Genomic DNA, 16,821 nt, shown 5'->3' with positions numbered 1-16,821 from the left:
CCGGGGCTGCACCCAAGGACAGCCAGACATGTATCGCTATTCCGAATTCGACACCGCCTTTCTTGCCGAGCGCAACGCCCAGTTCCGCGCCCAGGTGGAACGCCGCATCGACGGCTCGCTGACCGAAGACGAGTTCAAGCCTCTGCGCCTGATGAACGGGCTCTATCTGCAACTGCACGCCTATATGCTGCGGGTGGCGATCCCCTATGGCACGCTGAATTCGGCGCAGATGCGGCAGCTGGCCCTTCTGGCCGAGAAATGGGACAAGGGTTACGGCCATTTCACCACCCGCCAGAACATCCAGTACAACTGGCCCAAGCTGCGTGACGTTCCCGACATGCTGGACGCGCTGGCCGAGGTCGGGCTGCATGCGATCCAGACCAGCGGCAACACCATCCGCAACGTGACCGCCGACCATTTCGCCGGTGCCGCGGCGGATGAGGTCGCCGACCCCCGCCCCTATGCCGAACTGCTGCGGCAATGGTCGACCGACCACCCCGAGTTCCAGTTCATGCCGCGCAAGTTCAAGATCGCCATCACCGGGTCCGCCAATGACCGCGCGGTGATCAAGGCGCATGACATCGGCTTGCAACTGGTGACACGCGACGGCGTGCTGGGCGCGCGGGTGATCGTCGGCGGCGGCCTGGGCCGCACGCCGATGATCGGACAGGAGCTGAGCCCCTTTGTCGCCTTTGACGACCTGCTCGCCTATCTCGAGGCCACCGTTTCGGTCTGGAACCAGATCGGGCGGCGCGACAACAAGTACAAGGCGCGCATCAAGATCACCGTGTTCGAACACGGGATCGAGGCGATCCGGGCCAAGGTGAACGAGAGGTTCATCCAGGTGCGCGGCCAGTTCAAGGGCGCCGACATGGCGCTGCTGGACGAGATCAAGGGGCATTTCGCTCCTCCGTCCTGGCGGACGTCCTCGCTGGCGCCGTTCGATGAGGCCTATGCCAAGGATCCGGTGTTCCGGTCCTGGGTCGATACCAATATCGCCGCGCACAAGCGGGACGATCATGCCATTGTCACCATCTCGCTCAAGGCGCATGGCGCCACGCCGGGCGATGCCAGCGCCGAACAGATGCGGGTGATGGCCGACCTGGCCGAACGCTTTGGCTATGACGAGCTGCGCATCAGCCACGAACAGAACGTGATCCTGCCGCATGTGCACAAATCCGACCTGCCCGCGATCCATGCAGAACTGGCCGCCAACGGGCTGGGCACCGCCAATATCGGCCTGATCAGCGATATCATCGCCTGCCCCGGCATGGATTATTGCGCACTGGCCACCGCCCGCTCGATCCCCGTGGCGCAGGAGATTGCCACCCGCTTCGAAGAGCTGAAGCTGGAACATGAGATCGGCGCGCTCAAGATCAAGATTTCGGGCTGCATCAATGCCTGCGGCCACCACCATGTAGGCCATATCGGCATCCTTGGCCTCGACCGGGCGGGCGTCGAAAACTACCAGATCACCCTTGGCGGCGACGCCACCGAGACCGCCGCCATCGGCGAGCGCACCGGCCCCGGCTTTGCCTATGACCAGATCGTGCCCGCCATTGAGCGGATCGTGGAAACCTATCTGGACCAGCGGCGTGACCGCGAGGAGAGCTTTATCGACACCTATCGCCGGGTTGGCATGGCGCCGTTCAAGGCGGCGCTCTATCCCGAGGCCCGCGCCGATGCCGCTTGACGAGATCCAGACCGAACTGGGCCGCGACCGAAGCGTTCTGACGCAGAAGGTCGCGGCGCTCAACGCCCGCTACAAGCATCACAGCGCCACCGATGTCATGCACGGGGCGCTGCGCGAGGCGGGCAATATCGCGCTGGTGTCCAGCTTTGGCGCGGAATCGGTGGTGCTGTTGCACATGGCGGCGGTGATCGACCGGCAGGTGCCGGTGCTGTTCATCGACACCCAGATGCTGTTCGCCGAAACGCTGGTCTATCAGCAGGAGGTGAGCGAGCGCCTGGGCCTGAGGAACGTCCACGTGATCCGCGCCGATGACGACGACGTCGCACGCGACGACCCTTATGGCGCGCTGCGCCTGCGCGACACCGATGCCTGCTGCACCCTGCGCAAGACGATCCCGCTGCAACGGGCATTGTCGGGCTATGACGGCTGGATCACCGGGCGCAAGCGGTTCCAGGCCGGCACCCGCGCCGCGCTCGACTTCTTCGAGGTCGAGGACGGCACCGGCCGGATCAAGGTTAACCCGCTGGCCCATTGGGCCCCCGAGGACGTGCGCGCCTATATGGAGGAAAACCGCCTGCCCCGGCATCCGCTGGTGGCGCAGGGATACCCTTCGATCGGCTGCGCGCCCTGCACCTCGCCGGTGGCTCCCGGAGAAGACCCGCGCGCCGGGCGCTGGCGCAACCAGACCAAGGAAGAATGCGGCATCCATTTCGTCGATGGCAAGATGGTGCGCAACGGAGACAAGACATGACTGTGATCGTGACCGACCAGGGCTTTCAGCCCGACGACTGGACCGACGGTTTCACCGCCCTGGGCGATGTGGCCAATGACGTGGTGGCGCTGGACGTTCCCGCCGATGCCGACCCCGACGCGCTGGCGGCACGGTTGCAGCGGGTGCGCATGGTGCGGGTGGATTTCCCCTCTTTCGCCGATGGGCGCGGTTTTACCATCGCGCGCACCCTGCGCCTGCATGGCTATACCGGGCGGCTGCGGGCCAAGGGTCATGTGCTGGCCGATCAATATGCCATGGCCCGCCGGGCCGGGTTCGACGAGGTCGAGATCGACGCAGCCCTGGCCGACCGCCAGCCCGAGGCGCAGTGGCTGGCCCGCGCCGACTGGCAGGCGCATGACTATCAGGCCCGTCTGCGCGGCTGACCTGACGTCCAAATTCATTAGTACACTAATGAAAAGGGGAGACATTCCCCTTTTCATGATGTATGTCAAAGACTAGAGAGAGGCGCCGGCTTACCGCACCGGTGACATGAACAATGACCGAGATGAGACCCGTGACCGAAGCCGCCGCCATCAAGGCCCCCACCCTGCCCGACGCCCAGACCGTGACGCAAGTGAAACACTGGACTGACCGGCTGTTCTCGTTCCGCGTGACCCGGCCCGCCAGCCTGCGGTTCCGCTCGGGCGAGTTCGTGATGATCGGCCTCTTGGGCGACAATGGCAAACCGCTTCTGCGCGCCTATTCCATCGCCTCGCCCGCCTGGGACGAAGAGTTGGAGTTCTACTCGATCAAAGTGCAGGACGGCCCGCTGACCTCGAAACTGCAGCATATCCAGCCCGGCGACGAGATCATTCTGCGGCCCAAGCCGGTTGGCACGCTGGTGCATGACGCGCTGTTGCCCGGCAAGCGCATCTGGTTCTTTGCCACCGGCACAGGATTTGCCCCCTTTGCCTCGCTGCTGCGCGAGCCGCAGACCTATGAGGATTACGACGAGGTCATCATCACCCATACCTGCCGCCAGGTGGCCGAGCTGGAATATGGCCGCCAGCTGATCGAGGAGGTCCGGCAGGACGAGCTGTTGGCCGAACTGATGGGCGAGGGCTTTGCCGACAAGATCCGCTATTACCCCACCACCACCCGCGAAGAGAGCCCGCGCATGGGCCGGATCACCGAGTTGCTGAAAGACGGCACCGTATTCTCCGATCTGGGTATCGAGGGCGGCATCAAGCCGGAAACCGACCGCGCCATGGTCTGCGGCAGCCTTGCCTTCAACCACGACATCAAGGCCATTCTGGAAGAGTTCGGCCTGACCGAGGGCGCCAATTCCGACCCGCGCGAATTCGTGATCGAAAAGGCCTTTGTGGGCTAAGTTTCGGCCCAGGCCGCGGCCCGGGTGAACCTGAACGGCACATATCCCTTTTTTTAAGGGCCTGCCCGCCGATGCCGCTTGAAACGCGGGGCGGGCCGGTTTACCTTCCGGCCTCGAATTTCTGGCAACAACAAAGGAATATTCCCATAGCCCGCAGACCCCACAACGCGCCGCCGCAACGCGACACCGGCCCGCGCGTCAATGACAAGATCCGTGCACCCGAGATCCGCCTGATCGGCGCAGATGGTGAAAATGTCGGTGTCGTGCATCCTGCCAAGGCCATGGCCATGGCCGAGGAAGCCGGTCTGGATCTGGTCGAAATTTCCCCCAATGCCACGCCCCCGGTCTGCAAGATCATGGACTTTGGCAAATACAAGTACGAGCAGCAGAAACGCGAAAGCGAAGCGCGCAAGAAACAAAAGATCATTGAGGTCAAAGAAGTCAAGTTCCGCCCCAACACGGACACTCATGACTATGACGTCAAAATGCGCAGCGTTTTCAAGTTCCTGGAGAATGGCGACAAGGTGAAGGTCACGCTGCGGTTCCGCGGGCGCGAGATGGCGCACCAGAACCTGGGCCGCGAGCTGCTGGAACGGGTGGCAGAAGACGTCAAGGAAGTGGGCAAGATCGAGAACATGCCCAAGATGGAAGGCCGTCAGATGATCATGATGATCGGCCCGCTGCCGCAGAAGTAATCTTACTCGCAGCGCAAAGACCTAGCCCCGCCGAATCCCGGCGGGGTTTTCTTTGTTGGGGCGCTAGCAAAATCTCGTCAGAGATTTTGGTTGCAGAGTTTGCATTGGCAAACTCTGTCACCGACATGCCAGTTCATGCGGTGGAAGAGCTGGCGCGCCCGAACCGATCCGCCAAAGCTCGGTCAGCCCACGAAGCAGATTGCGAGCCCTGCTTGGCCCCGTTTATGACGTGGCACCGCGTCCGGCGCGCGGTTGCGGACGGGTTGGGATCTCCTTGAGTAGCCCTCCGACCCCCATTGCGGCGATGTCGCGGCCGCTTACCGGCACCCCGCAGGCCACCCGGGACAGCACCCAGTCGGCCCCGTTCAACGCCGGTGAGCGGGCGCAGCCCGGCAGGCCGATCACCGGGCGCGCGCCCAGAGCACCCAGAAACAGCAGGTTGCCCGGATCGACCGGCATGCCGAACCGCTCGACCACGCCGCCCGCGCGGCGCAGGGCGGCGGGGGCCACGTCCTCGGGGTCCGAAGTGGCCGAGCCGGTGAGGATCAAGACCATGTCGCCCCGAACCTCGGAGATCGCCGCCGCAAGCTCGGCACCGCGATGGGGCACCAGCCGCAGGTCGTCAAGCGTCAGGCCCAGCGCCTCGATCCGACCCCGGATCGCGGCGATGCCCTTGTCATTGGGCGGACCGCCGGGAATGTCGGTGACCACCAGCCCGGCGCTGCGCAACACCGGCGCCGCAAGGCGGATCGCGCCACGTGCCGCATCTGCCGCGCGGTCGACATCGGCCTGCGGCACCGCGTAGGAGATCACCTTGATCGTGGCGACCATGCCGCCCGGCCCCATCTGCTGATGCTGCGGCACCGTGGCCACGGTGATCATGGGGTGCACCAGGTTGAAACGCTCGATCGCGTCGACGTCGAGGCAGACCACCCCCGGCCCGTCCGCCAGCAGGTTGACGCGGCCGGTAAAGGGCGCGGTCACCCGCAGCCCGGCGGCGCCCGGGTCGGGCGCCAGCGCATCGGCCAGTTGCCGGGCGGCGGCATCCTCGTGACAATCGCCGGGGTCGAGCCGCGCCACGATCACCTCGGCGATGCCCGCCTGAGTCAGCTGTTCCAGATGCTCGGGCTCCAACCGCAGCCCCTTGCGCAGTTTCTTCGACCCCGCCTGCACCGAATGGGCCAGAATCGCGCCGTCGGCCCCGGCCACCGGGACAGGGCCGAACCTCATGCCCGACCCCGCAGCACCGCAGTCATCTGCGCCAGGATCGCCACCGCGATCTCGGCCGGGCCCGCCGCCCCGATATCGAGGCCGACAGGCCCGTGAATGCGCCCGATCTGGGCATCGGTAAACCCGGCCTCGTGCATGCGCGCAACCCGTTTCGCATGGGTCCGGGTCGAACCCAGCGCGCCGATATAGAACACATCCGCCGCCAAGGCAGCCTCGAGCGCGGGGTCGTCCAGCTTGGGGTCATGGGTCAGCAGCACCAGCGCGGTGCGCGCATCAAGACCCAGTTTCGAAACCGCCTCGTCGGGCCAGTCATGCAGGATCGTCTCGCCGGGAAAGCGCGCGTCGCTGGCAAAGGCCTCGCGCGGGTCGATCACCACCGGATCATAGCCCGCGATGCGCGCCATCGGCACCAGCGCCTGGGCGATATGAACGGCCCCCACCACGATCAGCCGCAGGGGCGGGTTGTGCACGGCGACAAAGGTGCGCCCGTCCTCTTCGAAGCCGGACCGGTCCATCCGCATCCGTTCGCGATAGCCATCCCGTACCAGCGCCCTTGTGCCGCGCGCAGTGTCGACCACATAGGCCAGCGCCTGACGCGAGGCGCGGGCATCGACCAGCTCGGCCAGCATCGGTTCGGGCAGCACGCTGCCCACCGGCTCGACCAGCACGCGGATGGTACCGCCACAGGCCAGACCCACGGCAAAGGCGTCCTCGTCGCTGACCCCGAATTCCAGCAGCCGCGCCTCACCGTCCTCCAGCGCTTCCAGCGCCTCGACGATCACCGCGCCCTCGACACAGCCGCCCGAGACCGATCCCTCGATCCGGCCATCGCCGCCGATCGCCAGTTGCGCGCCCACCCGGCGCGGGGCGCTGCCCCAGGTTTCGACCACCGTGGCCAGCGCCGCGCCCAGCCCCTGCCGGTGCCAGGCCAGCGCGATCTCGGGTGCGTTGTCAAATCGTTCCATGCATGCCTCCACCCGATCAGTATGGCGTGCGGCGCGGCCAATTCAATGGTGCGAAAGTAGGGGCGAAGCAATTGTGACGACAAACGAAATGCGGCCCGGCGCGAACACGAACGCCGGGCCGCGGATGCATGGCCAGGGAATTTGCGCGAGAGCCATGCACCGGGATATGAAACCGCGCCTATTCGGCCGGAGCCGTGCGCGGCACGCCCGCCCCCATCAGCCGATCCGGCAGGGCAAAGGCCAGCGCCACAAAGCCCAGCCCCAGCACCAGACCCAGAATGTCGCCCGGCAGCGCCGTCATGCCCTCGTATTTCGACCCGGGTACGGTGCCCAGCGTCACCGCGCCCCCGGCGATCTTGTCAAGCAGGCCGCTGGCCTTCCACGCCGGATAGGTCACCATATAGGCCGCCGCCCCCAGCAGACCGCCGGCGATGAAGAACCACGCGTCCTTGCGCCCTGAGGCCGCCGCGACAACGCCGGTGCCGGGGCAATAGCCCGCCGCAGCCCAGCCCGCGCCAAGCATCAGGCCACCCAGAAAGACACCGACATAGGCCGTCTTGACCGACATATTGCCCACATCGACCAGGCCCAGCATCTGGCCACCGAACATCAGAGCCGATCCGGTGCCGATCGCCAGCAGGATCGCCTTGGCCAGACGCAGGTCGGTCAGGTTCAGCATGCGGTTGATCACGTTCGGATTGGCGGCGCCGACCCGGTCCAGCACGGCGCCAAAGGCCGCCCCGATCACGATTGCGAGAATGATCGACGTCATGGCTCAGACCTCCTTGCGAAACATCAGGATGGAAACGGGAATGGCGGCGGCGAAGGCCCCGGCGGCAAAGATGTAACCGCTGAGCGCCGTCTGCATCATGCCAGACATCATGTGGCCCGAGGTGCACCCCCCGGCCAGACGCGCGCCATAGAGCACGATGAAACCACCCATAAAGGCCACTGCATAGCGCTTGACCGCGCTGTCACCGAAATTGGCCCGCCAGAGCGCGGGGATTGCCCGCTCGGCCCGATCAAGACCGCCGCGCGCCATCACCGACAGGAACCCGCCCAGCATCATCGCCAGTACGAAGACAAAGGAATAGTTGAGCGGATTGGCCACCGACTTGGCATATTTGCCGCCTGATTTGGCCAGATAGGCATTGGTCGAGGTATAGCCCTCTTCGGTCTTGGTCACGAGGTCCGGCATCACCGCGTCGGCAACGATCCCGTCAAGAATGACAAACTGGGTCGAGACCCCGATCGGCTTGACCAGCAGCACGGCGGCAAAGAAGACCAGCCCCAGAAGCAGCCCGCCGATTTTCCAGTTGAGTGTCATGGCACTCCCCCTTGCAGATTCATATTCTGCATCACGAATACATCACATATTCGAGTTCCGGCATGACATAGATCAAATTGGCCGCATCGGCGGCCCGGGGTTCAGGCCGGGCCGCGTGCGGCGGGCTTTTGTCCCAGTTCGGCGTCGATCTCGCGGCTGAGCGCGTTGGCGCGGTCGGCGATGTCGTCCAGCAGGCCGATGCGGGCGATCTGATCCTGCCGTCCGGTCCACAGGCCAGGCGGATACCCCAGCCGCCCGGCCAGGCTCACCACCTCGGACCAGGCGTGATCGAGAAACGGATCGACCTGTGCGCGGCTCAGCCCCGTTGCCGCCTGCACCGTATCGGCCAGCCCCACCGACAGCCGGATCGCCCGATGCAGCGCCGGGGGATGCCCGCCATCATACTGCGCGGGAGCATTGGGGGCGGCCCGGTCAAGCAGCATGAACAGGGTGACCATGCCGGTCAGGTGCAGAAACAGCTCGCTGGTCATGTAGTCGGGATCGGCAAAGCGCGGCGTCTCTCCCTCGGCCCAGGTGGCAAAGCCGGTGGCGTTCAGGCACATGTCGACCGCGTTCAGATCGGCATCGAATTCAAGCAGCCGCAACAGGTCTGCCACCGTCCCGGCCCCTGCGGCCATGGCCAGCCCCTCGTCGACAAAGCCCTGTCCGCCAACCACGCGCAGCCGGGCGATATGGTCGCGCCCGTGATGTGCGATCTCGTGGAAATAGACGAATTCCACCGCGCGGCCATAAACCTCCTTGAGATAGGACAGCGGGTCGGTCCCATCGCCGCCGGTCACCTGCGGAAACAGCCGCACGCCGCCCGGCGCGGGCGGTGGCGGGCTCAGATCGGCGGCCTGCCAGCCGAAGCGGTCGGCCAGAAAGCACGACCCCGCCAGCAGCATATGAAGCGCGTTCCACAGGCTCCGCAGCAGCCCGCCATGCAGAAAGACCGCGCGCCGGGCGCCATGCTGGATGGCGCGGGCATTGATCCGGGGCGAGGCCGGCAGCAGCCAGGTCTGACAGCGGGCGATCCGCGGCTGAAACCGGTGCTGATCCAGATAGAGCCGGTTGACAGCGACGACATGCCCGGCCAGCGCCAGCGCCGGGTCGTGGCCTTGCATCGCCGTGTCCGGCTCTATCGCGCCGCCCGAGTCGGAGGCGTACTGATGCGCCACCCAGAAGGCGCGGTCACTGTCCCGCGTCGCGCTCATCCGGCGCGCGCCGCCATCAGCCGCGCCCCGCGATGACACCTGCCGGATCCTCGATCCAGATCCGATAGACCTCTGCCTCCTCCGACCAGCGCATCAGACCGGGGGGCGTGGTCCGCCGGTCGATATTTGCCAGAAAACTGCCGAAATCGTCGTTGAACATGGGCCCGCTCAGAATGGGGAGGCTCCAATACGCGTCCGGGATGCCGGACAGGTCGACGACTTTGCCCAGGCTTTGGGCCGTCTTTTGGATAAGCGGCCCCAGCGGCGTGTCCGGCTGAATGTTCAGGTTGAAACACCCCTCGTTTTTGAGGCCGCGCGGCACCCGTCCGAGGTACCGGTCATACAGCCAGAGCGTCATCAGAATGACGCCCACGCCACAAGCAATGAGCGCAAGTTGGGCGATAGCCAGACGATCATCGGCCGGTGGCTGCGTCATCAGCCCAAGCCCGACAGCGCCCGAGATGACAAGATCGAGCACACCGGGAAGGCCCAGCCCGATCATGACCAACCCGATCCGCGCAAAGGCCACATATCCCCTGCCCGGAAACTTCCGGCGCAGCATCAGCAACAACAGGACAAATCGTTTCAGGTTCTCGTAACTGAACACGCTACATCCCCCGAACGTGATCCTCGGCGCTGCCACCGCCGCGACCGCTCTCCGGGTTCAGGGCCGTCATCTTTACCCGGCCATTCGCACTGACAAAGGTCGCGCGCCCATCGGCAAGGTGAAAGTTCTGTTCGATATCGTCAAAATAGGCGGGCCCCGCCAGCGCGCGCAACGTCGCTTTCAACGCCGCGGCGAACCGTTCCACGTCCCCGGTAATATCGCTGGACAGCGACATGCAAACGGATTGGGCCTTGCCATCCTTAATGAAACACATCGGGGTCTGGCCGGGTTCGCAACAGGCCCTGCCGCCGGGCGGATCCTCGCAATCGACGCAATTCAAAACCATGGCCGCTCCATTCAAATCCGAGGAACTATACACCCGGAACGCGAACGATCAATTCAACCCGAGGTCATTCCTCCAGCCGGGCCAGCAACCGCGCCTTTTCGCCCACATCGTCGGGGCGCGAGATCACCTCGGCCAGTTCTTCGAGCGAGGCGATGGAATGGCCCGCGCGGAAACTGTCGACATGGGGCAGCATGGCGCGGATACCGCGCGCCTTGGGGGCAAACTCGGACCAGCGCAACAGCGGGTTCAGCCAGATCAGGCGGCGCGAGGACAAATGCAGACGCTCCATCTCGGCGGCAAGCGCGTCGGGGTTGTCACGGTCGAGCCCGTCGGTGATCAACAGCACCACCGCGCCCTGCCCCGTCACCCGCCGCGACCAGTCGCGGTTGAATGCATGAAGGCAGGCGCCGATGCGGGTACCGCCCTCCCAGTCCTGCGCCTCGGCCCCGGCGGATTTCAGCGCGGCGTCGACATCGCGCTGACGCAAGTGCCGTGTGACATTGGTCAGCCGCGTGCCAAAGGTAAAGGCATGCACCTTGGCCCAGCCTTGCCCCTTGGCATTGGATACGGCATGGAGAAAATGCAGGACCATACGACTGTATTGACTCATCGAACCGGAAATATCGCAAAGCACCACGAGATTCGGCCAACGTGGGCGCGGTTCGGCACGGGCAATATCGCGCAGCTCGCCACCCTGGCGCATGGCAGCGCGCAGGGTGCGGGCGCGGTCGATGCGGGGCCCCAGCACCGCCGCCTGCCTGCGCCGTGACGGGATCGGCTTTACCGGCAACGTCAGCCGGGCCAGCATGCGCTTGGCGCGGGCGATCTCCTCGGTGCTCATCTGTTCGAAATCAAGCGTCTTGAGCTTTTCCTCGGCCGACATGGTGAGCGAGGCGTCGACCTCGATCAGGGTTTCCTCGCCCTCCTTCTCGGGTTCAGGTTCCGGCAGCTCCGGCTGGTTCCCGTCGAGCAGAGCCTCGGCGGCGCGTTTCTCGGCGGCCTGGGCGCTGCGTTCCTCCTGCACGCCACGGATGGCGGGCAGCATCATCGACATCATGTGTTCCAGATAGCGCGGGTCACGCCAGTAGAGGCGGAAGACCTGGGCAAAGACGGCGCGGTGTTCGGGGCGGTTCACGAAACAGGCGTGAAGCGTCCAGTAGAAATCGCGTTTCTCGGTAAATCCGGCCGCCTCGACCGCGCGCACCGCGTCGATGACGCGGCCCGGCCCGATCGGCAATCCCGCCTTGCGCAGGGCGCGGGCGAAATGGGTGATGTTCTGGGCCAGACGCGGATTTTCCGGCAGGGCAAGCGGGGCGTATTCAGGCATGCGGCCTTCGCGGGGGCTCTGCCCCCGCACCCCCGGAGTATTTCGGACCAGAAAGAAGCATCAGGCGGGTTCCAGGGAGGCCTTGGCCTGATCCAGAATGCGTTTGGCCTCGGACCCTTGCAGTTTCTGGATGTCGTCCTGGTATTTCAGGATCGCGCCCAGCGTGTCGGCGATCACCTCGGGGCTCAGGTCGATCACGTCGAGCGCCAGCAGGCATTTGGCCCAGTCGATGGTTTCCGCCACGCCCGGTTTCTTGAACAGATCCTCGGTGCGCAGGGTCTGGACGAAGGCCACCACCTGGCGGCTGAGGGTCTCGGCGGCCTCGGGCGCGCGGGCATGCAGGATTTCCATCTCGCGATCGAAATCAGGATAATCGACCCAGTGATAGAGGCAGCGGCGTTTCAGCGCGTCATGCACCTCGCGCGTGCGGTTCGAGGTGAGGATGACGATGGGCGGCTCGGGCGCCTTGATGGTGCCAAGCTCGGGGATGGTGACCTGGAAATCCGAGAGGGCCTCCAAAAGGAAGGCCTCGAACGGTTCGTCGGTGCGGTCGAGCTCGTCGATGAGCAATACCGGAGCGCCCGCCGGATCCGGCCGCATGGCTTGCAGAAGTGGGCGTTCGATGAGGAAGTCATCCGAAAAAAGCTCCGTCTGGAGCGCACCGCGGTCGGCGCCGCCAGCGGCCTCGGCGGTGCGGATGGCGACCATCTGGGCGGGGAAATTCCAGTCGTAGACGGCCGAGGCGGCGTCGAGCCCCTCGTAGCATTGCAGGCGGATCAGGCGGCGGCCCAGGGCGGCGGCGATGGCCTTGGCGATCTCGGTCTTGCCCACCCCGGCCTCGCCCTCGAGAAAGAGCGGCCGCCCGAGGCGCAGCGAGAGGAACACGACCGTGGCCAGCGCCCGACCGCAGACGTAGCCCTGTTCGCCCAGCATCTTTTGCACCGCGTCTATGGATGGCGCCTGTGTCATGTCTGTCCCCGTTCCCTGTGTCGCGCCCAATGGGGCATCACCGGCGCGCCCGCGTCAAGCGGCAGAGGGGCGGTTTTGCGACACAAGGACTGCGACGATAGTCTAACTCTTAGGGGTCTGTTGACGCTTGTGCGCGCAAATGTCATGACATTGGAAACAATCGGAGGGCGGGAAAACCGCCCGCAAACAGGCGATGACAGCAATCTATTCCAGGGCAACCGGGGCAAGTGCATGCGGATAACGGCGGTGACCTGCGTCAAGAACGAGGGGCCGTTCCTGCTGGAATGGATCGCGTTCAACCGGTTGATCGGGGTCACCGATTTCCTGTTCTATTCCAATGACTGTTCCGATGGCACCGACCGGCTGCTGGACGCGCTGGCCGCTGGTGGCACCGAGTTGGCCGATCTGTGTGGCAACGTGGTGCATCTGCCCAACCCGGCAGAGGGGCGCAATTACCAGATGGAGGCGCTGAAGGATGCCGCCCATCGCACCGTGGTACAGGCCGCCGACTGGGTCTGGATCGCCGATGTCGACGAGTTCCTGAACATCCATGTGGGCGACAACACAATCCCCGCGCTGATCGCCGCCTGTGGCGCCCCCGCGGCGATCTCGGTGCATTTCCAGTTCTTCGCCAATGACGGCATCGACGGGTTCGAGGACCGGCCTGTGATCGCGCAGTTCACCCGCTCTCACAATCCCGACATCTGGTGCGGTGAGACCGCGATCGAGGTCAAATCGCTGACCCGGCGCGACTTTCCCTTGCAGTATTTCGGCGCGCACCGGCCCTTTTTCAGCAAGAAGCAGGGCAAGAAAAAGGGGCTGGCCTGGGCCGATGGGTCGGGCCGGCAGGTGCCGCACAAGTTCCTGGTCGCGGCCAATCCGCGCCGCATCCGCAAGTTTCCGGCCAAGGGCGCGCGCGACTTCGCGACGCTCAACCACTATGCGCTGCGCTCGCTGGACAGCTACCTGGTCAAGAACGACCGGGGCGATGTGAACCGCGAAAACAGGGCCTTTGACGACACCTATTGGCGCGAGCGGAACGACCCGGCCTGGCAGGATACCAGTATCGCACGCTACCTGCCCGCGCTGGAGGATGCCTTGGAGCGGATCAAGGCTCATCGCGAGATCGGCGCGCTGCATGACGAGGCGGTGCGCCTGCACCGCGAGAAATGTGCCGCCCTGCTGAACCAGCCCGCCTATCGCGAGATGCAGGCGCAGCTGCGCGCCGCCTCGACCCTACCACCGGGCGAAGAAGCATTGCTGCAAGAGATGGGGATACTCTGATGGCCAGGCTCAGGGTGATCAATCTGGGCCTGCCCAAATCGGGCACCACCACGCTGGGAGTGGCATTGCGCGCCTCGGGGCTGAAAGTGGCGGACTGGAAGGTGCGCAAGTTCCAGTCGACAAACCCAGAGGTGGCGCGCCATTTCCTGGGCGATCTGATGTATCGCGGCTATTTCGAAACCGGCGACCCGCTGCATCTGCTTGATGAGTTCGACGCGCTAAGCGAGATCAACGTGGTGGGCGGCGAGCTGAACCGCTGGCCGCAAACCGATTGGGGCCTGCTCGAGGCGATCATCGAACGGCATCCGGGGGCGAGATTCATCCTGTCCTATCGCGACCCCGAGGCGCAGGCCAACAGCATGATCCGCTGGACCAATCTGGGCCGCAAGCGGCTGCGCATCTTCGACGTGCCGGGTCTGCCGGGCAAATACGGTCGGACACCGGCGGATATCGTGCGCTGGATCGACGGGCACAACCGTTTCTGCCGCCGGGTCTTCGCGGGCGATCCGCGCTTTCTGGAATATGACATTCTCGACCCCGAAGCCCCGGCCCGGATCGGTGCCTTTCTCGGCCTGCCGATCCGTTGGTGGGGCACCGTGAACGAGAACCCCGAAACCGGCGCAGAGACCGTCACAGAAACGGTGTCCGAGCCAGACGCGACCCCGAGTGAGGATCAGACCAGCTGATGCGTATCGTCCTTCATATCGGTCCCGAAACAACGGGTGCGGACCGCATCCAGTCGATCCTGTCGGACAAACGCGAAGGGCTGAAATCGCAGGGCGTGCTGTTTGCCCGCAGCCCAGGCAACCGCAACCACATGCGGCTGTATATGGCGGTGACAGACCCCGACCATGTGGACCCGTTCCGCTATAACCGTGGCTATGCCGCGCCCGAAGCACAGGCGGTGCTGCGCGATGCGATGATCGAAGGGCTGCGCGCCGAGATCGCCGCCACCCGCCCAGACACGCTGATCCTGTCGGCGGCACAGATGGCAAGTTCGATACACCGCCCATCCGAAGTGGCGCGGCTGCGCGACCTGCTTGCACCTCTCTCCGATGACATCCAAGTGGTCGCCACGGTGAGCGACCCTGCGCGCATGTTGCTGGATCACTATGCCGCCCAGGTTACGGAAGGCCGCGCCGCGCCGTTGGAGCAAGAGCTGGAGTTGATCGGCGCGCCCGGCTGGTGGCGGGCGGCCATCGCCGCGATGCCCGACATCGACCCGATCCGGGGCATGTTCGAGGAGACGCAGGGGCCAGCCTTCTGGCTCGACCTCGTCGGGCTGGTGGCTCTGTGGGAAGAGGGGTTTGGCACCGGAGCGGTGCGGCTGTTTTCTCACGATCCTGCCGATCTGGCCAGCCCCGGCGCGACCGAGCTGGTGCGCGAGATGTTCGGCATCACGCGCGGCATCGGGCGGGCCGAGCCGACCTTGGCCACCCCCCTGCCCTCGGCCGCCGCCCTCTCGCGCCAGCGCCGGTTCAATGAATTGCTGCTGCGCTATATGGCCAATGGCGACAAGGTTGTGACACGGCAACTGTGGCGCAGCCTGCTGGACGAGTTGGCCATAGACGGCCCGCCTCCGGCGCCGGATGGGCTGGCCGCGATATCGGCCCGGTTCGAGGCCGCCAACAGCGCCCTGATGCTAGACCATCCCGGCCTGAACGAGGAGCAGTTCACCCCGCCGCCCGCCGCCGACTGGGTCGAGGCCGATCCCGAGCGCGGCTTTCGCGCCTCGCAATACCTGCTGGCGGCGCGCTGGCGGATTGAAAAGTTGAGCGCCGAGCAGCTGGCGCTCAGGGCCGAGCAACTGGCGGCCGCACCCGCCGAAACCGGGCCTTCCCCGGCCCCGCAGCCCGAGCCCGAAAGCGATGACAGCCTGAGCGAGACCGCCCGCCGGCTGATGCCGCCGCTGGCGGTACAGAATTTCGAGAAGCTGCGCAAATCCTCCTACGAGCCGCATAACCGCATCGGCGCGGTCGACGAGGAACAGCTGGCCGCCGCCTTTTCTCCCGCCAAGCCGCGCAAGCTGGCCAAGGGCAAGACCGGCAATATCATCGTCGGCTGCATGAAGAACGAGGCCCCCTACATCGTCGAATGGGTGGCCTATCACCGCGCCATCGGGGTCGACAATTTCCTGATCTACACCAACGATTGCTCTGACGGCACCAGCGAAATTCTCGACCGGTTGCAGGAGCTTGGCGTGCTTCAGCACCGCAACAACGACAAGTGGAAAGGCAACTCTCCCCAGCAGCACGCACTGAACCAGGCCTTGAAGGAACCGGTGCTGAAAAACAGCGACTGGATCATCCATATCGACGTCGACGAGTTCATCAATATCCGTTGCGGCAACGGCACGCTGGACGATTTCTTTGCCGCCGCCCCCGAGGCCACCAATGTGGCGATGACCTGGCGGCTGTTCGGCCATAACGGCGTGACCGAACTGAAGGACGAATTCGTCATCGACCAGTTCGATGCCTGTGCGCCCAAATACTGCCCCAAGCCGCATACGGTCTGGGGCTTCAAGACCATGTTCCGCAATATCGGCGCCTATGAGAAGATCAGCTGCCACCGCCCCAACAAGCTGGACGAAGCCTTTGAAGCACAGGTGAAATGGGTCAATGGCTCGGGCCAGGACATGACCGGCGAGGCGCTGAAATCGGGCTGGCGCAACTCCAAGAAATCCATCGGCTACGACCTGCTCCAGCTCAACCATTACGCGCTGCGCAGCGCCGAGAGTTTCCTGGTCAAGCGCCAGCGCGGCCGGGCGCTGCATGTGGATCGCTCGATCGGGCTGAACTATTGGATCCGGATGGACTGGAACGACCACCGCGATGTCACGATCAAGCGCAACCTGCCCCGGATGCGCGCCGAATATGACCGGCTGATGCAGGATGACACCCTGTGCGACCTGCATGCGGCGGGGCTTGACTGGCACCGGGCCAAGGCCGCCGAACTGCATGGCATGCCCGAGTTCGAGGCCCTATACAAACAGGCGCTGGAAGTACAGCTGACCGGCACCGAACGGGTCGCCTATGCGCTGGCGCTGGATGTGGAGAGCTGAG

General features: G+C 65.0%; 17 protein-coding genes. 8 read left to right on the top strand and 9 right to left on the bottom strand.

What is annotated here, in order from left to right; translation table 11 throughout:
* The first annotated feature begins 28 nt into the window (after positions 1-28).
* The 5 genes from MB818_RS13960 to infC all read left to right on the top strand — a co-directional run bounded on the left by MB818_RS13960 (position 29) and on the right by infC (position 4,490).
* On the top strand, positions 29-1,693 hold the full coding sequence (locus tag MB818_RS13960; RefSeq protein ID WP_238905466.1) for a nitrite/sulfite reductase: 1,665 nt from the start codon (positions 29-31) through the stop codon (positions 1,691-1,693).
* Positions 1,683-2,444, top strand: coding sequence for a phosphoadenylyl-sulfate reductase (locus tag MB818_RS13955; RefSeq protein WP_234166192.1), 762 nt, complete (start codon positions 1,683-1,685; stop codon positions 2,442-2,444). The genes MB818_RS13960 and MB818_RS13955 overlap by 11 nt, the downstream gene beginning before the upstream one ends.
* Positions 2,441-2,848 (top strand): DUF934 domain-containing protein, encoded by a 408-nt coding sequence (locus MB818_RS13950; protein ID WP_234136223.1) that lies wholly within the window; start codon positions 2,441-2,443, stop codon positions 2,846-2,848. Before MB818_RS13955 ends, MB818_RS13950 begins: the two co-directional genes overlap by 4 nt.
* A gap of 113 nt (positions 2,849-2,961) precedes the next feature.
* Positions 2,962-3,795, top strand: a complete 834-nt coding sequence (locus MB818_RS13945; protein ID WP_234136222.1) for a ferredoxin--NADP reductase — start codon at positions 2,962-2,964, stop codon at positions 3,793-3,795.
* A gap of 71 nt (positions 3,796-3,866) precedes the next feature.
* A complete protein-coding gene (gene infC, locus MB818_RS13940; protein WP_234136221.1) occupies positions 3,867-4,490 on the top strand; it encodes a translation initiation factor IF-3 in 624 nt (207 codons plus the stop codon).
* Positions 4,491-4,712: 222 nt separating this feature from the next.
* Here the strand turns inward: infC and MB818_RS13935 are convergent, their stop codons facing one another.
* From MB818_RS13935 to MB818_RS13895, 9 genes are all read right to left on the bottom strand, one after another.
* Positions 4,713-5,720, bottom strand: coding sequence for a molybdopterin-binding protein (locus MB818_RS13935; protein ID WP_234166189.1), 1,008 nt, complete (start codon positions 5,718-5,720; stop codon positions 4,713-4,715).
* Positions 5,717-6,685, bottom strand: coding sequence for an XdhC family protein (locus MB818_RS13930; protein ID WP_234215944.1), 969 nt, complete (start codon positions 6,683-6,685; stop codon positions 5,717-5,719). Before MB818_RS13930 ends, MB818_RS13935 begins: the two co-directional genes overlap by 4 nt.
* A gap of 178 nt (positions 6,686-6,863) precedes the next feature.
* On the bottom strand, positions 6,864-7,457 hold the full coding sequence (locus MB818_RS13925) for a YeeE/YedE thiosulfate transporter family protein (RefSeq protein ID WP_238905465.1): 594 nt from the start codon (positions 7,455-7,457) through the stop codon (positions 6,864-6,866).
* A 3-nt stretch (positions 7,458-7,460) separates the two neighbouring features.
* Positions 7,461-8,012 carry a YeeE/YedE thiosulfate transporter family protein gene (locus tag MB818_RS13920; RefSeq protein WP_234143594.1) on the bottom strand — a complete coding sequence of 184 codons (552 nt, stop codon included), beginning with the start codon at positions 8,010-8,012 and terminating at the stop codon, positions 7,461-7,463.
* A gap of 101 nt (positions 8,013-8,113) precedes the next feature.
* Positions 8,114-9,265 carry a hypothetical protein gene (locus MB818_RS13915; protein WP_238905463.1) on the bottom strand — a complete coding sequence of 384 codons (1,152 nt, stop codon included), beginning with the start codon at positions 9,263-9,265 and terminating at the stop codon, positions 8,114-8,116.
* Positions 9,243-9,833, bottom strand: a complete 591-nt coding sequence (locus tag MB818_RS13910) for a hypothetical protein (protein ID WP_238905462.1) — start codon at positions 9,831-9,833, stop codon at positions 9,243-9,245. The genes MB818_RS13915 and MB818_RS13910 overlap by 23 nt, the downstream gene beginning before the upstream one ends.
* Position 9,834: 1 nt before the next feature.
* On the bottom strand, positions 9,835-10,068 hold the full coding sequence (locus tag MB818_RS13905; RefSeq protein ID WP_238905461.1) for a hypothetical protein: 234 nt from the start codon (positions 10,066-10,068) through the stop codon (positions 9,835-9,837).
* A 175-nt stretch (positions 10,069-10,243) separates the two neighbouring features.
* Complete coding sequence (locus MB818_RS13900; RefSeq protein WP_238905459.1) at positions 10,244-11,506, bottom strand: vWA domain-containing protein; 1,263 nt, start codon at positions 11,504-11,506, stop codon at positions 10,244-10,246.
* Between the two features lie 60 nt (positions 11,507-11,566).
* Positions 11,567-12,475 (bottom strand): AAA family ATPase, encoded by a 909-nt coding sequence (locus MB818_RS13895; protein ID WP_234143590.1) that lies wholly within the window; start codon positions 12,473-12,475, stop codon positions 11,567-11,569.
* A 231-nt stretch (positions 12,476-12,706) separates the two neighbouring features.
* Between MB818_RS13895 and MB818_RS13890 the strand changes: the two genes are divergently transcribed.
* The 3 genes from MB818_RS13890 to MB818_RS13880 are packed head-to-tail and all read left to right on the top strand — an operon-like array spanning position 12,707 to position 16,820.
* Complete coding sequence (locus MB818_RS13890; protein WP_238905458.1) at positions 12,707-13,759, top strand: glycosyltransferase family 2 protein; 1,053 nt, start codon at positions 12,707-12,709, stop codon at positions 13,757-13,759.
* Positions 13,759-14,445 carry a sulfotransferase gene (locus tag MB818_RS13885; protein WP_234136211.1) on the top strand — a complete coding sequence of 229 codons (687 nt, stop codon included), beginning with the start codon at positions 13,759-13,761 and terminating at the stop codon, positions 14,443-14,445. Before MB818_RS13890 ends, MB818_RS13885 begins: the two co-directional genes overlap by 1 nt.
* Positions 14,445-16,820 carry a glycosyltransferase family 2 protein gene (locus MB818_RS13880; protein ID WP_238905455.1) on the top strand — a complete coding sequence of 792 codons (2,376 nt, stop codon included), beginning with the start codon at positions 14,445-14,447 and terminating at the stop codon, positions 16,818-16,820. Before MB818_RS13885 ends, MB818_RS13880 begins: the two co-directional genes overlap by 1 nt.
* The last annotated feature ends 1 nt before the right edge of the window (position 16,821 follow it).

It is taken from the genome of Ruegeria alba (genome assembly GCF_022321465.1).
Lineage (GTDB): Bacteria > Pseudomonadota > Alphaproteobacteria > Rhodobacterales > Rhodobacteraceae > Ruegeria_B > Ruegeria_B alba.
The sequence above is the reverse complement of the archived record's forward strand: the minus strand, read 5'-3'. Positions and strand labels throughout refer to the sequence as shown.